The 19,984-nt window shown below is 43.1% G+C and carries 21 protein-coding genes; 12 read left to right on the top strand and 9 right to left on the bottom strand.

All coding sequences use genetic code 11. The features are described from left to right. Positions 1 to 224: 224 nt before the first annotated feature. Complete coding sequence (locus CXF82_RS19670; RefSeq protein ID WP_101089554.1) at positions 225 to 527, top strand: hypothetical protein; 303 nt, start codon at positions 225 to 227, stop codon at positions 525 to 527. A gap of 55 nt (positions 528 to 582) precedes the next feature. Here the strand turns inward: CXF82_RS19670 and CXF82_RS19665 are convergent, their stop codons facing one another. Both CXF82_RS19665 and CXF82_RS19660 read right to left on the bottom strand, forming a co-directional pair. Continuing rightward, positions 583 to 1,716 (bottom strand): aminotransferase class V-fold PLP-dependent enzyme, encoded by a 1,134-nt coding sequence (locus CXF82_RS19665; RefSeq protein ID WP_102038707.1) that lies wholly within the window; start codon positions 1,714 to 1,716, stop codon positions 583 to 585. A 1-nt stretch (position 1,717) separates the two neighbouring features. Continuing rightward, positions 1,718 to 2,893, bottom strand: a complete 1,176-nt coding sequence (locus CXF82_RS19660) for a PrnB family protein (RefSeq protein WP_102044799.1) — start codon at positions 2,891 to 2,893, stop codon at positions 1,718 to 1,720. A gap of 165 nt (positions 2,894 to 3,058) precedes the next feature. Here CXF82_RS19660 and CXF82_RS19655 point away from each other — a divergent pair, with 165 nt between their 5' ends. The 5 genes from CXF82_RS19655 to CXF82_RS19635 all read left to right on the top strand — a co-directional run bounded on the left by CXF82_RS19655 (position 3,059) and on the right by CXF82_RS19635 (position 7,051). After that, positions 3,059 to 3,511, top strand: a complete 453-nt coding sequence (locus CXF82_RS19655; protein WP_102044798.1) for an Lrp/AsnC family transcriptional regulator — start codon at positions 3,059 to 3,061, stop codon at positions 3,509 to 3,511. Positions 3,512 to 3,634: 123 nt separating this feature from the next. After that, positions 3,635 to 4,237, top strand: coding sequence for a TetR/AcrR family transcriptional regulator (locus CXF82_RS19650; protein WP_101089558.1), 603 nt, complete (start codon positions 3,635 to 3,637; stop codon positions 4,235 to 4,237). 123 nt (positions 4,238 to 4,360) lie between these two features. After that, positions 4,361 to 5,518 carry an iron-containing alcohol dehydrogenase gene (locus tag CXF82_RS19645; protein ID WP_102044797.1) on the top strand — a complete coding sequence of 386 codons (1,158 nt, stop codon included), beginning with the start codon at positions 4,361 to 4,363 and terminating at the stop codon, positions 5,516 to 5,518. A gap of 119 nt (positions 5,519 to 5,637) precedes the next feature. Then, positions 5,638 to 6,315 (top strand): type 1 glutamine amidotransferase domain-containing protein, encoded by a 678-nt coding sequence (locus CXF82_RS19640; RefSeq protein ID WP_101089560.1) that lies wholly within the window; start codon positions 5,638 to 5,640, stop codon positions 6,313 to 6,315. 112 nt (positions 6,316 to 6,427) lie between these two features. Further along, positions 6,428 to 7,051: a glutathione S-transferase family protein gene (locus CXF82_RS19635; protein WP_101089561.1), complete on the top strand. Its 624-nt coding sequence runs from the start codon at positions 6,428 to 6,430 to the stop codon at positions 7,049 to 7,051. 125 nt (positions 7,052 to 7,176) lie between these two features. Here the strand turns inward: CXF82_RS19635 and CXF82_RS19630 are convergent, their stop codons facing one another. Continuing rightward, complete coding sequence (locus tag CXF82_RS19630; RefSeq protein WP_257982828.1) at positions 7,177 to 7,749, bottom strand: MliC family protein; 573 nt, start codon at positions 7,747 to 7,749, stop codon at positions 7,177 to 7,179. A 297-nt stretch (positions 7,750 to 8,046) separates the two neighbouring features. Here CXF82_RS19630 and CXF82_RS19625 point away from each other — a divergent pair, with 297 nt between their 5' ends. The 3 genes from CXF82_RS19625 (at position 8,047) to glnG (ending at position 11,212) form a co-directional block, all read left to right on the top strand. Continuing rightward, positions 8,047 to 8,565 (top strand): DUF4124 domain-containing protein, encoded by a 519-nt coding sequence (locus tag CXF82_RS19625; RefSeq protein WP_101089563.1) that lies wholly within the window; start codon positions 8,047 to 8,049, stop codon positions 8,563 to 8,565. 179 nt (positions 8,566 to 8,744) lie between these two features. Beyond that, positions 8,745 to 9,785, top strand: a complete 1,041-nt coding sequence (gene glnL, locus CXF82_RS19620) for a nitrogen regulation protein NR(II) (protein ID WP_101089564.1) — start codon at positions 8,745 to 8,747, stop codon at positions 9,783 to 9,785. 17 nt (positions 9,786 to 9,802) lie between these two features. Then, positions 9,803 to 11,212: a nitrogen regulation protein NR(I) gene (gene glnG, locus CXF82_RS19615; protein WP_101089565.1), complete on the top strand. Its 1,410-nt coding sequence runs from the start codon at positions 9,803 to 9,805 to the stop codon at positions 11,210 to 11,212. A 91-nt stretch (positions 11,213 to 11,303) separates the two neighbouring features. Here glnG and CXF82_RS19610 read toward each other — a convergent pair whose 3' ends face one another. From CXF82_RS19610 to CXF82_RS19600, 3 genes are all read right to left on the bottom strand, one after another. Then, the gene (locus CXF82_RS19610; protein WP_101089566.1) at positions 11,304 to 11,858 is read right to left on the bottom strand and encodes a porin family protein; all 555 of its coding nucleotides are present in this window, start codon (positions 11,856 to 11,858) and stop codon (positions 11,304 to 11,306) included. Positions 11,859 to 12,029: 171 nt separating this feature from the next. Next, positions 12,030 to 12,899 carry a cation efflux pump FieF gene (locus CXF82_RS19605; RefSeq protein ID WP_101089567.1) on the bottom strand — a complete coding sequence of 290 codons (870 nt, stop codon included), beginning with the start codon at positions 12,897 to 12,899 and terminating at the stop codon, positions 12,030 to 12,032. Between the two features lie 107 nt (positions 12,900 to 13,006). Beyond that, on the bottom strand, positions 13,007 to 13,492 hold the full coding sequence (locus CXF82_RS19600; protein ID WP_101089568.1) for a Spy/CpxP family protein refolding chaperone: 486 nt from the start codon (positions 13,490 to 13,492) through the stop codon (positions 13,007 to 13,009). Positions 13,493 to 13,732: 240 nt separating this feature from the next. On the opposite strand from CXF82_RS19600, the gene CXF82_RS19595 reads away from it, so the two are divergent. Next, positions 13,733 to 14,416 (top strand): response regulator, encoded by a 684-nt coding sequence (locus CXF82_RS19595; protein ID WP_102044795.1) that lies wholly within the window; start codon positions 13,733 to 13,735, stop codon positions 14,414 to 14,416. Further along, positions 14,417 to 15,787, top strand: coding sequence for an ATP-binding protein (locus CXF82_RS19590; RefSeq protein WP_101089570.1), 1,371 nt, complete (start codon positions 14,417 to 14,419; stop codon positions 15,785 to 15,787). A 34-nt stretch (positions 15,788 to 15,821) separates the two neighbouring features. On the opposite strand, the gene CXF82_RS19585 is transcribed toward CXF82_RS19590, so the two are convergent. Then, a complete protein-coding gene (locus CXF82_RS19585; protein ID WP_101089571.1) occupies positions 15,822 to 16,469 on the bottom strand; it encodes a TetR/AcrR family transcriptional regulator in 648 nt (215 codons plus the stop codon). A gap of 121 nt (positions 16,470 to 16,590) precedes the next feature. Here CXF82_RS19585 and CXF82_RS19580 point away from each other — a divergent pair, with 121 nt between their 5' ends. Further along, a complete protein-coding gene (locus tag CXF82_RS19580; RefSeq protein ID WP_101089572.1) occupies positions 16,591 to 17,478 on the top strand; it encodes a LysR family transcriptional regulator in 888 nt (295 codons plus the stop codon). 91 nt (positions 17,479 to 17,569) lie between these two features. On the opposite strand, the gene CXF82_RS19575 is transcribed toward CXF82_RS19580, so the two are convergent. Then, on the bottom strand, positions 17,570 to 18,676 hold the full coding sequence (locus CXF82_RS19575) for a hypothetical protein (protein WP_101089573.1): 1,107 nt from the start codon (positions 18,674 to 18,676) through the stop codon (positions 17,570 to 17,572). A gap of 118 nt (positions 18,677 to 18,794) precedes the next feature. Continuing rightward, positions 18,795 to 19,984 (bottom strand): dimethylsulfoniopropionate lyase DddY (locus CXF82_RS19570; protein WP_102044794.1); only part of this gene is annotated, 1,190 nt, incomplete at its 5' end.

The following is a 19,984-nucleotide window of genomic DNA, read 5'->3' as shown; positions in this document are numbered from 1 at the left end:
TTTAACTATCAATCAATAATGTTAAATAGGCAACCTAGAATAATTAATTGAATTTGTCGGCGACTACTCAATAAGAACAAGACAACAAATATTAGTATCAGCTTAAATAAGTACTTATTAAACAACTAATTATGTTAACAATATGCTAATAAAAAGATGGACATTAATTAGTCAAGATGATAAAAATGTGACCTGAGTCACATTTATTTATTCTGGAGAAAATAATGAAAATTACCCTTACCGCCCCACTAATGATGGCAACATTACTCTTCTCTGCAGCAAGCTTCGCAGGAATGAACTCTGTAGCACTATGTAATGATTGCTCTAAAAGCGCGGCGTTAGAAGCCGCAACGGCACTTGAGAATAATAATGTCTATGTGGTCGATTTTGTCAAAAGAACAGCTCAAAAATATGTGTCTGACAGTAAAGGAAACACCATTGCTGCCAATATGAGCCTAGGTGAAATTACCCGCCTGAATCAACAATTTGATTATCGAAAAACGTATCTTCATGCTGTTAAGCACTAATTTAAAAGTGTCCCTATTTGCTCTTTATCCAACGGCTAAAGAGCAATATTATTGGTTACCACCCTGTCGTGCCAACAAGTTCTAATAGGCGCCACATATCAGCTTCATCATTGTATATGTGCGGCGACACTCGTATCCCTTGGCTTCGTGCATCAACACTGATGTTGGCACTTTTTAGCGCAGATAATATCTGTTGCTGCCGATGACCGAAATTTAGGATCATGGTTCCACTGCGTTTATCTTGTTCTCGGGGAGAGACCAGTTCACTGCCAAGCTCATTGGCCACCAGCTCAATCAAATGCTGATTATGCTGGCGTAGCTTTTCTGAACCCAATTGACAAAAATAATCAATGCTATGAGCCGCTATCGCATAAGGCGCTACAGACGGTGTCCCGCCCCAAAACTTAAGCGCGCTTTTATGGTATCTAAAATCATGAATATCGAATTCAAACGGATTTTCATGACTAAACCAACCTACGTCCTTAGGCTGACAATCTGCAATATGCTGACGGTTAACCCAAAGGTAAGCCGCTCCAGGGCCACCACATAACCATTTAACACTGGAGCCAATCATAAAGTCAGCCTGCAGAGCCCCTAAATCTACCGGCACCACACCCGCTGACTGAGCGATATCAATCAGTGTGAGTACACCTCTCGATTTTGCTGCCGCAACAATGTCATCGACTGGCGATAGCTGCCCAGTATTAGAGTAAGCATGACTCACAAACACCATATCAATATCTGTCGTTAAGTGAGCATCCCATACATTAGCATCGGTAATATCCAGCGCTTTAGGGATAAATCGCAGTTCGCAGTTTTTTGGCAGCGCTTTTTTGAGTGCAAAACCCATGCTGGGGAAATCAATCTCACTCATTAAGATCACGGTATCATCACGTTGCAATGAATCAACGGACATCACCAATTTGGTCAATGCGCTCGATAGATTAACTTGCGGACAGAACTCGCTCGCGGGGGCATTAAACATTCTCGATAAACCATCGGTAAATCGCTCAATAATGCCAAGCCAATCTCTCCAAGGCTCAATACCAGACTCTTGCCATGGTGTGAAAAACTGTTGCTTAAAATCAGCCTCAGCCGTTTGAAGCGGTCTGCCAACAGAATGGTTCAATAAGTAACTTCCAGGCGCGAGCATAAAATCTTTTTTATAGTCATGGTTAAAATCCCCCATATCAACGAGCCTCTAAGCTTGCAGTGAGCGATTTAATATCGTCATATCGCGTTTTTATATCACTGCGGCATGCCGCAGACCGCCTATCTCGTAGTTTTTCCAGCGCATTAAGCAACACTGGTAATGGCGGGCCACTCGCGGTAACTTTATCCATATGTTGCTGCTCCATCGTTTGAGAAGGGATAGCAATATACTTATTTACTAATTCATTGTGATGCTGAATCGCTGTTTCGCCGTGCAATCTACACACCTCTAGAAACAGCCTTACGTTTTCTTTAAACCAGGCTTCATGGTGCAAATGCTGCAGCGCTAACAGCTCGTCCATAAAGCTAGAGCGACGCATACAGTCACGCAAAATGCGTTGATCTTCTGGCATCATATACAGAAACTTATCAACCAACATTTGTGAATATCCAGCTTCGTTGGCAGCGCACAACCCTAAAAGCATATCAATGACATTGATACCGGCAAAATCACCGGCATTTGCACCGCGGTAAACTTGGCTTCCAACACGATAGGGTTTGTAGTACGGCCTCACGCAATAGAAGAAGTCATTAGTATCGAGCTTGTTAAAGAGTTGCTTATTCGACTCTTTTACATCTACGAGCGCTTGCTTGGCGACAACCAGTAAATCGGCGGCAATGGGATGAGAAATGCCTAGAGGTTGTATTTTTAATAATGCGTCTGCTGCACGCTTATAGGCAAGAATACCTTTGGTATTATAATCAACAAACAGCTTTTCAGCGGGCAGGTTAGTAAACCGTTTGTATAGGCCGTTATCAGCGCTGTTATGTGTGGTTAAGTGCGCGGTGGCAAACCTTGGAGTAACACCAATAGAAGCGCCGATATGCATCGCTAAAGCAGAGGCTTCTGTTAATGGTGATACCTGCTCACGAGAGGGCTCGGTTATCTCATGACGGCGACAAGCAGCCATGTACAAGCCTACATTCCCCAGTAAGCCGAACGCGTGATCAAAGCCTTCGTCGGTATTTCCCTCCGCCAATAATGCCGCGATCATCTCTCGGCCTTCAGCTTCTAACGCTATTTTAAGTGACTCACCAATACCTTCGACATTGGCACGATCAACTTGCGTTGCATATAACAGCTCTAATTGGGTATTGAGCTCCACAAAACGGGTACGGATCCAGTGGTCAAAAGCCCGAGTATTCAATGTCATCTAGCGGTTCCTGTTATTGTTATTATTATGTTGAATTAGCCTATCAGGATCTCTAGGGGTAAAATCGTCATTTTCCCTTCTATAACTTCCATTTCAGATCGGATTCCACTATAAATTGACTACATTCGATTGAAATAAACTATAAAACTAAATTCGGAGTTCTCTTTGGACAGTAAAGATCGCAATATTCTCGCTATTTTGCAGCAACAGGGCCGTATTGCCATTTCAGAGTTGGCTACAAGGTTAAACATGTCTGATACCCCCTGCCTTCGCCGAGTCAGAAAGCTCGAACAGACGGGAGTTATAAGCGGCTATGCGGCACAAATAGAACCTAAAGAGGTCGGGCTCAATGTGGTGGTCTATGCCTTTGTGCGCCTCACAGAAAATTCAGATCATCATGCTGAGCGCTTCGAAACGGCGATGCAAAGTCTGGAGCAAGTGATGGAATGTTCTGTTGTCACCGGGGCGCATGATTATGTTTTAAAAATTGTTGCCAGTGATTTACTTAGCTACGAAAGCTTCGTTAAAAAGTCATTAGGTAGCTTAAATTGTATTGCGGGCATTGAATCAACGGTGGTGCTAAAGCAGAATTTCTCACGAAGCACCCTGCCTTTATAATACTCATAATTTCATATGTTTAATGAAAAATAAATCTAGATTAAATTAAGTATAATGTACTTAAACTGACCCATCGCAAATATTAACTAGACGACCGGTCTAATTGAGTTTAAGATACGGCCTATGAAAATTGAATCCCAACAAACACGTCAGCATATTATTGACTCTGGTTATAGCTTAATTTCGAGTAAAGGCTTCTCGAATGTGGGCTTGTCGCAGATCCTAAAATTTGCCGATGTTCCCAAAGGCTCTTTTTACCATTACTTCAAATCTAAGGAGCTGTTTGGTGAAGAGATCATTAACAGTTACTTCAAGGGATACTTACACAGTATTGATGAACTATTTGACGCCAAAAATGGTTCAGGTCTTGAGCGACTCATGAGCTACTGGCTGCGCTGGCAGGCAACTCAGAGTAATTGCAGCATTGACCAAAAATGCTTAGTAGTTAAGCTCAGTGCCGAAGTTGCAGATCTTTCTGAGTCGATGCGCCTAGCGCTTGATAAAGGCTCATCAGGCGTTATTACGCGTCTTGCCCACTGTATCGAAGCTGGGATCAACGACGGTTCACTTCCAGCGATGCACGCCCAAATTACGGCAGAAACCTTATACCAGCTTTGGTTAGGCGCGAGTTTAAAAAGTAAATTATCACGTGATCCAAATGTGATTGAACGCGTATTGCAAGTAACCAAAGCCCTGTTGGCACAGCCTATATCTCCGCTGAAATAGCCAACAGTTTTATCTCACCCGCCTATGATTAGCGCGGGTATTTTTTTAACTATTTAATAGACGACTGGTCTACTAAATATCTCATACTCATTCGATAATACTTGTCGATAGATAGGAAAGAATATGAACAGTTTTGACTATTACAACCCAACTCATATTAGCTTTGGCGAAGGCAAGATTGCCGAACTGGATAACTTAGTCGCAAAAGATGCAAAAGTATTAATATTGTTTGGCGGCAATAGCGCCAAGAGTACTGGCACGCTAGATGAAGTAAAGGCAGCACTTGGACAGCGTGATGTTGTTGAGTTCGGCGGTATTGAGGCAAACCCAACTTACGAAACATTAATGAAAGCCGTTGAAGTTGTTAAGCAGCAAAATATTGATTTTCTATTGGCGGTCGGTGGCGGCTCTGTTATTGATGGTACTAAGTTTGTCGCTGCTGCAGCCCTATTTGAAGGTGAGCCATGGGATATTCTTTTGAGCTGGGGCGCAAAAGTCACTCAAGCACTGCCATTTGGCACAGTGCTAACCTTGCCAGCCACAGGTTCTGAAATGAATAGTGCTAGCGTTGTTACCCGTAAAGAGTATCAGGCTAAGCTCTCTTTCATGAGCGACCATGTTTATCCAAAGTTTTCTGTTTTAGACCCAAGTAAAACCTTCACTCTACCAGAGCGCCAAGTGGCCAATGGGGTTGTCGATGCCTTTATTCACATCACTGAGCAGTACTTAACTTACCCTGTTAATGCTCCAGTACAAGACCGATTTGCCGAAGGCCTACTTCAAACGTTAATCGAGCTTGGACCCAAAGCCCTCAGCGAACCAAAAGACTATGATGTTAGAGCCAATCTCATGTGGGTTGCCACAATGGCTTTAAGCGGCGTGATCGGTCGCGGTGTTCCCCATGACTGGGCAACACATATGATTGGCCATGAACTTACCGCTTTATATGACATCGACCACGCTCGCACTATCGCTATCGTGCTGCCCGGTATGCTGGATTGTCGCCGTGAAGGTAAGCAGGAGAAGTTACTGCAATATGCCGATCGCGTTTGGGGCATAGCCCAAGGTACTAACGATGAGATCATCGATGCTGCAATCGCTAAAACACGTGAATTTTTCGAAGCAATGGGCATTAAAACCCGCTTAAGCGACTATGATTTAGATGCCAGCAGTATCGACAAAATCATGGCACAGCTTGAAGCTCATGGCATGACAGCGCTCGGTGAAAAACAAGATGTAGATTTAGCAATGAGTCGCAAAATTTTAGAGCGCAACCTTTAGTCGAGCAAGCGCACTTAAGCTTTAAATATACCCGCTAAAGTGCGCTATCTAACTTATAACGAATACACTTTTGAATATCGTTTTTAACTAAAACGATTAAACATTAAAAAGGATTATAAATGAACGTATTAATGGTACTGACCTCGCACGATAAATTAGGCGATACTGGTTTAAAAACAGGCTTTTGGTTAGAAGAATTTGCCAGCCCTTATTACCGCTTTAAAGACAGCGGTTTTAACGTCACACTAGCATCACCAGCGGGCGGTCAACCACCGCTTGACCCAACCAGCGAGCAGCCAGACTTTCAAACAGCAGCCACTGATAGATTCAATCAAGATAGTGACGCACAAAAGCTGCTAGCGACGACTCAAGTGCTTGCCAACATTAATGCTGAAGATTACGACGCCATTTTCTACCCTGGTGGCCACGGACCATTATGGGATCTGACTAATGACGCTAATTCAATCGCGTTAATTGAAACCTTCTATCAAGCAAGCAAGCCCGTCGGCTTAGTGTGCCATGCTCCCGGCGCACTGAAAAATGTCAAAGCCGCTGATGGTACTCCATTGGTTGCGGGTAAGAAGGTTACTGGCTTTACCAACACCGAAGAAGCTGCCGTGCAGCTTACCGATATCGTGCCTTACCTTGTTGAAGATATGATGATCCAACACGGCGCCCTTTACAGTAAAGGCGATGACTGGGCGAGCTACTTAGCGGTTGATGGTCACCTAATTACGGGCCAAAACCCAGCATCATCTGAAGTGGTTGCCGATGAGATAATCAAGCAGCTTAAATAGCCTATTGCTGTTCAAATAAAGGGGCTTTGCCCCTTTCTATCAATGCTTCCCGTTTTCTCTCACTCTATCCGTTGTCGCCATACCCACGGCGAACAATAGCAAAGGACAGCCAATGATCACCTTGCACCATTTAAACAAATCTCGCTCAAAACGTATTATCTGGTTACTAGAAGAGCTTGGACTAGATTACCAAATCAAAGCTTACCAACGAGATAGCCAAACATTTTTAGCCCCGCCAGAGCTTAAGGCTATTCATCCACTCGGTAAGTCACCGGTGATCGAATATAACCAACAGATTATTGCCGAATCAGGGGCGATCACTGAATATCTTATTGACGCTCACGCGGCAGGAAAGCTAGCGCCAGAGAAAGGCAGTAAAGACTATGTCGAGTATCTCCAGTGGCTACATTTTGCGGAAAGTTCGGCAATGCTGCCATTGTTGCTCAGAATGTTTGTTGCCAAAGATGGTTGCCAAACTAACTTTTTAGAAGGTTACGCCGCTGTTGAAACTGAAAAAGTGCTTAGCTATGTTAATCAGGCCTTAGAGGGTAAGCGCTACCTAGTGGCTGATAAGCTCACTGGTGCAGATATTATGATGTCGTTTATCGTTGAGATGTTAGTTGCCAGCGGTGAGGCAGATAAATACCCAAATATTGCCGCTTACGCAAAACAGTTGAACCAGCATGCCAATAGCGCTAAAGCGGGTGAAATTGAACAGCAATATGACAACAGTTAGCAGTTCTTAGACTAAGTTAACCGATTACAAAAAAGGCAGCCTATAGGCTGCCTTTATGTTTACTGAATTCATGAACTAAAACGATTGAGCTATGGTGCTTAACGCAAGATATCACCTCTGCAGCGCTAGCGAATTTTACAAATAGAGTGCTTATCAAAATAACGGACGCTTGCTTCGCCATGATGTTCCCAAAACTCAAAGTTTGCCCCTTGATATTTAGCACCACTGCCACTGGGTACATTCGTCGCCAGCAGTTGTTGCTCATCAAAGGTAAAAACAGCCGTGACTGGATCTAACTGGGTATAAAAAACAGCAGTAATTGGTGGGAAACCCTCACAATCAAACAGAACACTCGCAGGGACCTCTAATAATCCACCTTGGATTTGTAACTCTATAATCCGACTTTGATAGTTTTGCACCACACACTCACGCACACTTACATTTTGTGCTTTCCAGCAGTCATTACGGCCTTTTATCCAGCCTCTTTGCATCGCTTTGGGTTGTTCTTCTGTAGGGATGTTTTTCAAAGCTTGTTTATATACTGTCGCTATTGTTCTATCTAATGATGCTAGCTCATCATCTTGGCAGATCAGATGCTCTACTGCACCACTGGCCTTATTACAGTCAAAACTAGGCGATGCCGCTAAAGTTGAAAAACTGCTCATGCTGACCAACACCAGAAATAAAATTTTATTCAAAGCCATCATCCACCTCAAACTATACTGTAAAAATTAGCATTATAACGACTCGCTGCAATCCGTCATATCGAGCTCTACTATTGGTATTATACTTAGACCAACAACATTGCCACAATTAAGGGGAAATATGGATCTGCTCACTGTGCAGTTAGCACCTACATTAGCATATAAGCACCGACCTTAGGTTCACAACCTGGATTGCTTAGACAAATGCATAATTATCATCAATAAAATTCATGATTTATTATTGAAAAGACGCTAGTCTGAGAGAGCAAACGTGCCACAAAGGAACTCACTATGCGCCTAGGTTTTTTGGTTTTAATGCTGCTTGTCAGCCCATTTATCCATGCGACAGTATACAAATGGGTAGATCAGGACGGTAAAATACATTTTTCCGATCAGCCCGTAAAAAATGCTGAAGTCGTTGAGTTTAACAAGAACACCGAGAACCAAATAAAACTTCCCCCGCCTCCCAGTCCATCAAATAGTCATTTATCTCCTACTGGCGATAAGATTAATTACCGCATGCGTATCGCCTCTCCTAACGAAGAAGAAACGGTAAGAAGTAATGAAGGTAATATTTCAATCGCACTGCAGATTGAACCTGAACTTGCTCCTTCACATCTATTAGTGCTGTTTATGGACGGTAAGCAACAAAGTGATGCTCAACAAAGCGGTTTGTTCCAAGTGAATAATGTCGACCGCGGTGAACATACTTTTATTATCAAAGCACTAACACAAGACGGCAAACTACTTGCATCAACTCTCCCAAGGAAAATTTTTCTTCACCGGACAATACAGAATAGAGCAAGATAATGTCTGCTCTCACTCGCGAATAATTAGTTAACACGAATAAATACATTCACTTAACTGGTTTAGCTTAATGTTATTGCTCCGATGAAGTCGAGTTGCAGACCGCACCACTTTGGTGCACCATAGTGGTGCAACTAAGTTAGAATCCCAAAATGGTGCAACTGATTAAGGCGGAGTAGCAGATGGATACAGGTTTATTGCTCAATCACTTAGTGACTGCAGTGCTCGTTATCAATGATGAGCTGGAACTGCTTTACACTAATGTTGCTACTGAGCAGCTTTTGGGCGTTAGCAATAACAAGCTACTTGAACTGAGTTTGCCTGAGCATTATCAAACATTGGCCGTTGATCTTCCTATGCTGCAATTAGCCATTAAAAATAACCAAGGACTGACCGTTAATACCGTTTCACTGGTCACTCTCGATGGTCAACAACACACTGTCGATGTCACCCTAACACCGATAGAACAAGAGCATGGTCAGGCCTTATTAGAGCTACGACAGGTCGATCAACAAAGGCGTATCCACCAGCAATTAACTCAAGATGCACAGCAACAAGCCGCTCAATTTCTAGTGCGAAACCTCGCACATGAAATAAAAAACCCGTTAGCTGGACTAAGAGGGGCTGCGCAGCTGTTATCTCGAGAGCTTGAAGAGGCTGAACTCAGAGAGTTTACCGACTTGATTATTGAACAAGCAGATCGTTTAAGAGGGTTAGTAGACCGGTTATTAGGCCCACAAAAGCCAACACAGCACCGTCTTTATAATATCCATGAAGTGGTACATAAAGTATTACAACTGGTCAATTTAACCCTGCCTGACAATGTTACCTTGTTGCAAGATTATGATCCTTCGATCCCTGATATTGAAATGGATCCAGACCAACTGCAACAGGTTGTGCTCAATATTGTGCAAAATGCGGTGCAAGCACTCGATATGACCGGCGGTAATATCCGCATAAAAACGCGCACTCAGCATCAAATAACGATTGGTACACAACGACATAAATTAGTGTTGATGCTATCAGTAATCGATAACGGTCCAGGCATTAACCCCGACTTAATAGATACGCTGTTTTATCCCATGGTCACAGGCCGTGAACAAGGTTCAGGCCTAGGATTATCGATTGCGCATAACTTTGCCCGATTGCACGGCGGCCGAATTGAATGTGACTCTTCTGTTGGACGCACCGAGTTCACCATCACTCTACCCATCAATAGCTAAATGAGGAAAACAACAACATGACTGAACAAGTATGGGTCCTCGATGATGATAGTTCTATTCGCTGGGTGCTTGAAAAATCATTACAAGGCGCCAAGCTCAGCAGTGCCAGTTTTGCCGCTGCCGAGTCATTGTGGGATGCCCTTGAAACAGCGCAGCCCAAAGTGATTGTGTCTGACATTCGCATGCCAGGTACCGACGGCTTAACGCTACTAGAACGTCTACAAACCCATTATCCACATATTCCCGTTATCATTATGACCGCCCACTCCGACCTTGATAGCGCAGTCAGTGCTTATCAAGCAGGCGCATTTGAGTACCTGCCTAAGCCGTTTGATATTGATGAAGCCATCTCCCTCGTTGAGCGTGCGATTACGCACGCTAACGAACAAAGTAATAGCAGTGCACCTGCAGAACCCGTTGTTGCCACTCCCGAAATAATTGGTGAAGCGCCGGCAATGCAAGAAGTTTTTAGAGCCATAGGTCGATTATCACGCTCATCGATTAGCGTACTGATTAATGGTCAATCAGGTACCGGTAAAGAGCTGGTCGCCAGTGCATTACACAAGCACAGTCCCCGAAAAGGTAAGCCCTTCATTGCAATTAATATGGCGGCGATCCCTAAAGATTTAATCGAGTCGGAGCTGTTTGGCCATGAAAAAGGCGCCTTTACTGGCGCTGGAAATGTTCGCCAAGGTCGATTTGAACAAGCAAATGGTGGCACACTCTTTTTAGATGAAATTGGTGACATGCCTTTGGATGTACAAACTCGTTTGTTACGAGTGCTAGCCGATGGTCAGTTCTATCGCGTAGGCGGTCACTCTCCCGTACAGGTTGATGTGCGTATTATTGCTGCAACGCACCAAAATTTAGAACAACTCGTGCAAGCAGGCGGCTTTAGAGAGGATTTGTTTCATCGTTTGAATGTGATCAGAGTGCATCTGCCGCCGTTATCGCAACGACGAGAAGACATTGCCCAGCTCGCACGTCACTTTTTAGTTATCGCAGCAAAAGAGATCGATGTAGAGCCCAAAATTCTGACGAAGGAAACAGCCAATAAGCTGGCAACACTGCCTTGGCCTGGTAATGTTCGTCAGCTAGAAAACACTTGTCGTTGGTTAACCGTGATGGCGTCTGGACAAGAAATTTTGCCACAAGATCTGCCTCCAGAACTGCTAGAGGAACCCGCAGTATCTCACGACCAACACACTGGCACTGCCGACTGGGAAGCTGCATTAAAACGTTGGATAGATCAGCGCTTAGCAGAGGGTGAAAGTAACTTGCTCACTGAAGTGCAGCCCGCTTTTGAACGGATCTTGCTAGAAACAGCCCTAAAACACACCAATGGCCATAAACAAGAAGCTGCTAAACGTTTGGGCTGGGGCCGTAATACTTTAACTCGTAAACTGAAAGAGTTGGCGATGGAATAAAGAGCAGCACCAGAGTGTGACACTAAAAAAGGATATCGTTTGATATCCTTTTTATATTTCAGTGTTGCGTTCTAATACGCTCTAGCATTGACTAGAACTGGTAATGCATACCTAAGGTCACGTTTGACAAATCGATATCAAAATCACTGGCACCAAAATCATCTGAATCCAGATCTGCTGAGGTATAATCGTATCCTAAACGGATATTGAGATTGTTAGTCAGCGCTGCGTTAACACCGGCACCCGCAGTCAAACCAACGCCTGTGTAATCTACATCACGAAATACACCGTCCATGATTACCGCTACAGACGCTACACCCACTTTACCGTATAAAGAAAATGTATCGTTGATAACCCATGTGAACTTAGGTGCAACAGAAAATGAAGCTGCATAAACATCAACAAAATCTTCATCGACGAAGTTATTAGTAATATAAAGAGTGCCTTCTAGACCGAACCACTCATTGAAGTTGTATCCACCATAAGCACCATAGCTTTGGCCTGATTCGGAGTCGCCCTCAACATCAGCGGAAAATGCGCCAATTTGACCACCCACATATGCTCCAATGCGATCCGTCTCTGCAGAAGCAATATTTGAAGCCGCCAACCCTAAAACAGCTAACGCTACAATTGATAATTTTTTCATGATGATTCCCTTACATCGTTTTAATGCGAAGGAATTTAGCACAGTAAAGATACAAATTGCGACAACTATGTGTAAGCAATTATATTAACTACCTATTTACAACAAACAAAGAACCAAGAGATAACCATCAGCACAAAACACTCAGCGTTTTTACTTGTCATCCATCAATAATTACACTGGATCTTGGTGAATAATCACCTCAGCATAGTTAAACTCTCGCCGGATCCGAATGGACGTTTCAACGGCTATGGTATGAGCCTGTTCCAAGCTCAGCGAGCCATCTAACTCCAAATGAAATTGAATAAACATGGTCTTACCCGACTCTCTTGTTCTGAGATCATGGATGCCCCTAACTTGAAGATCAAGGATCGCGATCTCGGTGATTTTATCTCGAGTTTCATCATCTAGCTCTCTGTCTAACAGTGACTGTACCGACTTATACGCTAAACCAATCGCTTGTTGGCCAATGAAAAGTGCAATCAGCACAGCAAATAAGCCATCGGCCCACCACCAGCCATATTGTGATAAAACCAATGCTAATAACACTGCAGCATTCAAGAACAAATCCGACTTATAATGCAACGCATCAGCCTCGACTATCGTGCTTGAGGTAGCTGCCAAGGCTCTTTTCTGCAGCATCACTAGAGCGAAGGTAAGCACTATCGCGATAATCGACACAATCACACCGAGAGTGGCATGCTTTACTTCAATAGGGTTGATGAGTCGCTCCCCCCCATGGAAAAGCAGTAAAAATGCAGAACCTAGAATAAATGCAGATTGGGCAAGTGCTGCTAACGGTTCAGCTTTACCATGGCCGTATCGATGATCTTGATCGGCGGGAACTATCGCATAGCGGATGGCAATAAAGTTAACGATAGACGCCAAAGCATCAGCAAAAGAGTCTGTTAAAGATGCCAGCATACTGGCTGAGCCAGAATACATCCATGCGGCTAACTTTATGGTGATTAGGGTTAAGGCTGTAGCAACCGCTGCGCGGCTGGCAAGCTTCACCCAAAAATCATATTGGGAAGTGTCATTCATAAGATCGGTTTACAAGTAAAGTAAGGGAAGTCCAGATCTTAAGTTTATATCAAACTGAGGGGGAAAACTGATGATCCCCCTCATGTTTAATATCGATCATATGTAAATCATCTTTTGTGGTGTTTGTTTTTGGCAAAACGTTGCTCAAATTTCTGTTGCTGCTCAGGTGTCAGCAGTTGATAAACCTCGTTTTGCAGTTTCATCATATTGACTGCTTTTTGTTGACGCGCTTCCTGCTTAGCCATTAATGCTTGCTTCACCTCTGCCTCATTGAAATTAGCAGCAGTGATAAATGCTAGCATCTGTGTTTTTTGCGCTGCACGCTCCTCTTTCGAAGGACGGTTTAGCTCCATCTCTTCACGATGCGAACTCAATATGGCTTTGACTTGAGTTTTTTGTTCATCAGATAAATCTAAACCGCGGAACATTTTACGCATTTTATCATGATGCCCGCCACGCTCACCTTTCATCTGATGATACTCTTGCTGGTTATGGTGTTTAGACTGTTCATCCGCGGCACGCACTGTAACAGTGAGTAATGTGGTACTTGCCACTAACGCCAATAATCCTGCTTTTAAAGTATTCTTTTTCATATGCTGCCTCTTTTAAATTCGATTTAGCGTGGTTACGCTAAGCTGTTTTCGACGCTTACCAGTGTAACCATTGCAATGTAAGCGAGGGTTTAGCTTACGTAAAACACTGTAAAGCTGACGCAGTAAACCTAAATGCCGACGACATGACTAAATGACCTTTACATTGAATTACACTGCTAAACAGCAATTGACATCAAACAAGGTATACTCCTGATATTGAGCGTAATAAAAAGGGTTAGCATGAGCCGTATACTGTTGATAGATGATGACTTAGGTCTTTCTGAATTACTGGCACAACTATTAGAACTAGAAGGGTTTGAACTGACATTAGCCCATGATGGCCAGGCAGGACTCGATCTCGCATTACAACAAACATTTGATCTCATCTTGCTCGATGTGATGCTACCTAAACTCAATGGTTTTGAAGTATTACGTGCACTGCGTACCAAGAAGCAAACTCCGGTATTGATGTTAACGGCACGAGGCGATGAAATAGACAGAGTCGTTGGCCTTGAGATTGGCGCAGATGACTACCTCCCAAAACCATTCAATGATCGCGAACTCGTCGCACGTATTCGCGCCATTATCAGACGCACGAATATTAAACCTAATGACAATACTCAAACAATACAGTCCTTTGGTGATCTCAGTCTAGATCCTGCTCGTCAAGAGGTGCATTGTCAGGAACTGCTTATCATTCTGACCGGAACTGAATTTAGTTTACTGTTTGAGTTAGTACAACATGCCGGTGAGCTCGCGTCTAAAGAGACACTCAGTGAAAAAGTGCTGGGAAAGAAGCTGATGCCATTTGATCGTAGTTTAGATATGCATCTGTCTAACTTACGTAAAAAGATGCCTGAACGTATTGATGGTCGTCCACGAGTTAAAACGATTCGTGGCAAAGGTTATATCTGGTTACCTTAAATGTCATTGAGAAAAAGTCCCAACAATATTTTTGTAAAGTTACTGCTCGGCTTTTGGTTATGTAGCTCATTGATCATAGCCCTCATCGGTTTGCTGCCGCTATTACAGCAAAACCATGACCAGTCAGAGTTACCTCCTCGCCTCGAGAGCATGTTAGCAAAGCTGGCACAGAAGATCATTGACTCACCCCAAGTAATGCAACCCGATAGGATGAAGCGCTTGAGCCGCTTCAAACAGAGAGATGGTCGCCCGGTAAGGATCTACCTTGTCGATGAAAACTCACGTGTGCTCAATACTCATAAACCTTCACGAGCTCTACGTCGGTTTATGCTGATGGCTGATGAAGCCGGTAAACCAATAAAGCATCAATTCAGAGATGAGCTGTTATTTGGTCCATATGAGTTTAAAGCAGAAGGTAAGCAATACGCTTTATATGGTCGTTTACCCGAGCATCACCCTCGACCTTGGTTTTTCTTTTTTATTGATAACAAAATCCTCACCTTAAGTATTGCAATTTTATTGTCAGGCTTGCTCTGCGGACTTTTTGCCTGGCATCTAGGCAAACCTTTACGTTCACTAAAAAGCAGTGCTGACGCCTTAGCTAATGGTGATTTAAGCAGCCGTGTCGACAGTGCAACAGCCAAGCGTAATGATGAAATTGGACAGCTTGCTCAAGCATTTAACGGGATGGCAGATTCTGTTGAAGATATGGTCAAAAGCCAACAGCGATTGATAAGCGATATCTCACATGAACTCAGAACACCATTGACTAGGCTCAAGCTATCACTGGCGCTAAGCCGTAAAAAAGGTCAAGAAACCCAAGAAACACAGCGAATAGAGTACGAAGCGGATTTGTTGGAACAGATGATTGCCGAGTTACTAGAACTGTCACGGGTTAAGCTCAATGCCAGCGAGTCTAAGCGCAACTTAGAACTTGCAGAGGCCTTAAGTCAGGTGCTAGATGATGCCGATTTTGAGGCTCAACAACAAAACAAACAGCTACATATTGATATCGATGAATCGATACGAGTGCCGCTTTACCCTAGGCCACTGTCTAGGGCGGTAGAGAACTTGCTGCGTAATGCGATTCGATATGCAACTTCACAAATTACTATTCAAGCTTCAATTACAGGTCAATTAATTAAACTTGAAATTATCGATGATGGACCCGGGATCCCAGATACTGCCGACTTAGAAGCTATTTTTAAACCCTTCTATCGTCCGCAATCAGCAAGAGATAGAGAGTCTGGCGGATGGGGCTTAGGCTTAGCGATTGCTGAAGCTGCGGTGACTGCGCATCAAGGTCAGATAAAAGCTGAAAACGGCTCCCCCACGGGTCTTAAAATTACCATAACATTGCCCTTGGCGTAAACGGGACTCCATACCCAAATGACTTGGGTATGGACTATGCCGCGCTTGCGGTCGCTTCTAATGACGCAAGCCAGTTTATATAGTCGCTCAGCTTGGGGATCCGCTTATCTGAGTGTCCCATTAATTGTGCCAATGCGTAACTAAACTGATGGTATAAGTTAGCGTCATTGTAGTGCTTACCCGCATCATCACAATTAATATGTGCGCCGCGTAAATAATTGGCCACCAGCTCTGCTCGATTAAAACCTTCAACAATACCAACGGCTTTTATTAACTGACGATTCCATTCAATATAGTCGCCATAAGCTTGTCCAAAAGCACAACGATTATCGTCAGTTGCTTGCTCAAGGAGTTCAGAATTTGGCATCACTCTCGAAATAATAAAACGATTATATAAGAGATCGTCACGTATACCCCAGCAATGGTGCATCAAAAAGCGCGTTAAACAGTCTTGATATTGGCTTTCGTCGATAGCGGCTCTTTCTAAACGCTTCTTAAAGTGTGCCGTCGCCACCGTCACCATTAAATCCGCTTCACTTGGAAAATGATTATAGATTGTACCTTTAGAGATCTGACTAGCTTCAACCAAATGAGAACGCCGTAAGTCAAAACTTTTATGGCCACGCAGGCATCGCTCCGCAACGTCAGTTAAGTAGCTTTCTCGTTGTTGCCAATTACTCATGTCGACCTCTTCACGAATCTAACAATTAGTTTAAATAAACTTCACATTCATAACATAGCAGCCTAGGACTTACGGCGGTATTGAGTAATACTGATACCACTATGAATAAACTCAATAGCCCATGTTAAAAATTGAATTGTTAGAAAGCTTTATTGCGGTAGCTGAATGTGGAAACCTTTCCAAGGCGGCGGATAAACTCTGCCGCACACAATCAACCATTAGCTTACAAATCAAGAAGTTAGAAGAAAGCGTGGGTCAACCTTTGTTACTCAGAGACAACAAAGGTGTCACGCTAACTGAGTCTGGTAAGACGTTACTTAACTACGCTTATAAGATGATGCAACTCAGCTCACAAGCACTTGATGAACTAAAGGATTGTCAAAACCGTGAAGTGATACGACTAGGTGTGCCGACAGATTACATCAACCGTTATCTCGGCAGTTGTTTGCTGGAGTTTATTCGCGAGTTTACTTGCATCGAGCTAGTCATCGATACCGACGTGAGTGGTAATCTTTATAAGCGACTGCACAACGGTGAATTCGATGTCATTGTTGCGACTCACTGGCAAGCACCTGCAGCCGGTCATGGTGAACTGCTATTTGAACGTCGTTTTCATTGGGTTGCGGCAAAAGAGGGCAATGCCCATAAACGGGAAACCGTGCCTATGGCTTTGTATCCTGAAAACTGCCCCATTCGCGCACAGGTTTTTGCCAACCATAGAATATCCATGCGCCCGATGAGTGTATTACTATCAACCCCATCGCCAGCGGCAATATGTATGGCGGTCGAAAATGACTTAGTGATCGCTCCCGTCGCCGAATTTCGAATTAGTGACAAGATGCAAATTATCGATCCTATTAAACACAATATCCCACCACTGCCGATTTTCAATGAGTCCTTGTATCTCAATCCAGAGACACAAACTGAGGCCACAAATCAATTAATTAACTTAATAAAAGCCAATGTAACTGACTTGGGTGAAGTCACTCAAACTGTCAATCCCAGTTAACCACGGCTTCAAATCTGTTAAACAAAAAATGCCAACAATATTGTTGGCATTTTTTTATGTTTTTAAACTAACCTCTACAGTGAGTAAGCCACTAGAAGTAGTAAGCGAAGTTGATATTAAATCGTTGATCCCAATCGTCATCAGCTTGGGTTAAGCCTAAGCTGTTGCCACCCAACCATAAGACGTTTTTAGCCATATAATAGTCAACATAAACAAAGACTGGACCATATGCTAATGACACACCCGTGGTATTTAGCAATGAATCATCAAACGCTTCAACATCTGGCTGTACCATACTAAAGTCATTATAGAGCGTGTAGCTTCCCCATGAAGTTGTGATGTTTTTTGATAAGTTAGCGGTATAGATATTACCTTTGCTAGCAACTTCAAAAAATCCATCTAACATGCCCATACCAATCTTATTCGGATCAATTTGACCATCGTCATATTGATCATAATCATAAGCTAAATATTGTGCTTGAAGGCCCCATCCGTCATAACTCATATCAAGGTGTGCAGCATAATTAAGAGTATCGCCATTTTCACCAAACGCTGAGTTATAGAGTTGTCCGTACTCAAGTGATGCACCCACTATCGTAATCAATTCCCCATTCGTAAGCGTAAAGCTTTGACGAGCCGCTAAAGTATTAGCTTCTTCGTTATTATAACTCGTACCATCAACCGTGCCTTTAGCTACCGTACCCGCAAAATCTCGATGATCACTGCCGCCATATACCGCATTCTTAATAAAGGCGAACTCTGTTAATGAACGACCATTTTGATATTTTGCCGCAACACCAACACCATAATCGTCTTCAAAGCCCAAATAGTAGTTTAAGCTATACCACCAGTTATGCGATGCGTAGCCCTTATTACCAAAAGGTTTATTGATAACGCCGCCGCTAACCGTTAAGTCTTCATTGACATCCCAATAAGCATAACCATATTTTAAGAAATCATAACCTTGATAAAACCGATATTCAGCTTTAACGCCAATATCATTCCATTTGTCTGAAAAAGTAACGGATAATAAGTTAAAGTCGAGATCACCAATTTTATCTTTTGACGATTCAGAATAATCACTATAACTGTAATTAGCACGAACTGAACCACCAACTTTTAAATCATCAGCAACTGCAAAGTTACTCGTAATAGCTACCAGCGCCGAAAAAGTCAGCGCTATATTTAGCTTGCTCATCGAATACGTCCTTTTATTTAAAAAATAATATAGTGTTAAAAAATTAATTGAGAGGGTTATATCTACAGTGGGATTAAATTAATAGGCAATAGATTTTATCTATCGCCATATTAAATCACTACCATTTGATTTTGGTTAAATCACACTGAATAACTTCGCCACGTTTAGCCGGTGTTCCCGGATTTTCAGCTGATTCGCACAGCAAAGTTGTGCCATAGTCATTACGCTTGTCATTCGCGTTACTTCTGGCCCAGACTGATACGATAGCGCGCTCTTCAGGCTTAGCTTCGCAACTACCGTCAACATCAAATGCATGGATAGTATTCTGGTGGAAGTAGATCAATGGATCTTGTTCGCTGCTACCTGATAACCACATAGTTTGTGAATTATGCTGACCTTCATCAAATTGCACTCGACGTATTTTGTCATCCTCTTTTACGGTTGTAACAAGAGGTGAATCTTCACGGATAGCCATTGTTTTGAACTGATTGGTACAAGCTGGCACACGCATGTTGTAGTACATCTCAGAGATTGCGTGATTATGGAACGGATACAAGGTATCAACAGATTGTACTGTCATACCCACTTCTGCACCGACCTTTTCGCCATTAATTTCATCAATACGTAATAAGCCCCAATGACCAAATATTTCAGCGTATGCATAACCACCACGAATATTGTTAAAGTTCTTATCGTTACGCTTACTTTCTTCTGCGTACATAGGGAACCAACCCGCCGCAGCCCATAGGTTGGGTAACGCGTTAGCACTAATGTCATAAGGAAATACCGCAGGCATTTTGACTTCATCACCCGTCACCATCTTGTAAAAATTATCGGTAAAACTCTTACCTAACTTTTTCACTTCAGGGTTAGTGACCTTCTCTTTAAAAAAGGTCTCAAAAGTAGTGCGATTCAGCCATTTCGCCACGGGAGAGTTTTCCGTTAGCTCACCACCTGGATTGTAGATCCAAGCAACGTCTTCACGTGCACCAAAGCACTTTTTTGCTTCATCAGCGTTATTAATCACCTGATAGATGTTTTTCACCATCAACTTCATATCACGCCTATCCATCAAGCACATACGTTGACCGCCCTCTGTCGAGTCAATCATAGCCGAGTCCGAATTAAGGCAACCGCTTGTTTGATCGTTGGTCAGTGCAATAGCGTAAGCTTTTAGATAGGTTAAAGTCTCATCCCATAGAATATCGACATACTTTTGGTCATCAGCAGAATATTTTGCTTGCTCAGCTAAACAACTAAACTTTGCCGACTTAATCTCATTAGCATCTAAGAAATCTGGAATCTCAG

It is taken from the genome of Shewanella sp. GutDb-MelDb, assembly GCF_002836075.1.
Classification (GTDB): Bacteria; Pseudomonadota; Gammaproteobacteria; order Enterobacterales; family Shewanellaceae; genus Shewanella.
Note: the sequence above shows the minus strand (reverse complement) of the source record. Positions and strands in the feature narration are given on the sequence as shown.

What these genes read in the sequence shown, in the direction of transcription:
- CXF82_RS19670 (WP_101089554.1), top strand. Translation starts at nt 225, where the DNA reads ATGAAAATTACCCTTACCGCCCCACTAATGATGGCAACATTACTCTTC.
- CXF82_RS19665 (WP_102038707.1), bottom strand. Translation starts at nt 1,716, where the DNA reads ATGGGGGATTTTAACCATGACTATAAAAAAGATTTTATGCTCGCGCCT.
- CXF82_RS19660 (WP_102044799.1), bottom strand. Translation starts at nt 2,893, where the DNA reads ATGACATTGAATACTCGGGCTTTTGACCACTGGATCCGTACCCGTTTT.
- CXF82_RS19650 (WP_101089558.1), top strand. Translation starts at nt 3,635, where the DNA reads ATGAAAATTGAATCCCAACAAACACGTCAGCATATTATTGACTCTGGT.
- CXF82_RS19645 (WP_102044797.1), top strand. Translation starts at nt 4,361, where the DNA reads ATGAACAGTTTTGACTATTACAACCCAACTCATATTAGCTTTGGCGAA.
- CXF82_RS19640 (WP_101089560.1), top strand. Translation starts at nt 5,638, where the DNA reads ATGAACGTATTAATGGTACTGACCTCGCACGATAAATTAGGCGATACT.
- CXF82_RS19635 (WP_101089561.1), top strand. Translation starts at nt 6,428, where the DNA reads ATGATCACCTTGCACCATTTAAACAAATCTCGCTCAAAACGTATTATC.
- CXF82_RS19625 (WP_101089563.1), top strand. Translation starts at nt 8,047, where the DNA reads ATGCGCCTAGGTTTTTTGGTTTTAATGCTGCTTGTCAGCCCATTTATC.
- glnL (WP_101089564.1), top strand. Translation starts at nt 8,745, where the DNA reads ATGGATACAGGTTTATTGCTCAATCACTTAGTGACTGCAGTGCTCGTT.
- glnG (WP_101089565.1), top strand. Translation starts at nt 9,803, where the DNA reads ATGACTGAACAAGTATGGGTCCTCGATGATGATAGTTCTATTCGCTGG.
- CXF82_RS19610 (WP_101089566.1), bottom strand. Translation starts at nt 11,858, where the DNA reads ATGAAAAAATTATCAATTGTAGCGTTAGCTGTTTTAGGGTTGGCGGCT.
- CXF82_RS19605 (WP_101089567.1), bottom strand. Translation starts at nt 12,899, where the DNA reads ATGAATGACACTTCCCAATATGATTTTTGGGTGAAGCTTGCCAGCCGC.
- CXF82_RS19600 (WP_101089568.1), bottom strand. Translation starts at nt 13,492, where the DNA reads ATGAAAAAGAATACTTTAAAAGCAGGATTATTGGCGTTAGTGGCAAGT.
- CXF82_RS19595 (WP_102044795.1), top strand. Translation starts at nt 13,733, where the DNA reads ATGAGCCGTATACTGTTGATAGATGATGACTTAGGTCTTTCTGAATTA.
- CXF82_RS19590 (WP_101089570.1), top strand. Translation starts at nt 14,417, where the DNA reads ATGTCATTGAGAAAAAGTCCCAACAATATTTTTGTAAAGTTACTGCTC.
- CXF82_RS19585 (WP_101089571.1), bottom strand. Translation starts at nt 16,469, where the DNA reads ATGAGTAATTGGCAACAACGAGAAAGCTACTTAACTGACGTTGCGGAG.
- CXF82_RS19580 (WP_101089572.1), top strand. Translation starts at nt 16,591, where the DNA reads ATGTTAAAAATTGAATTGTTAGAAAGCTTTATTGCGGTAGCTGAATGT.
- CXF82_RS19575 (WP_101089573.1), bottom strand. Translation starts at nt 18,676, where the DNA reads ATGAGCAAGCTAAATATAGCGCTGACTTTTTCGGCGCTGGTAGCTATT.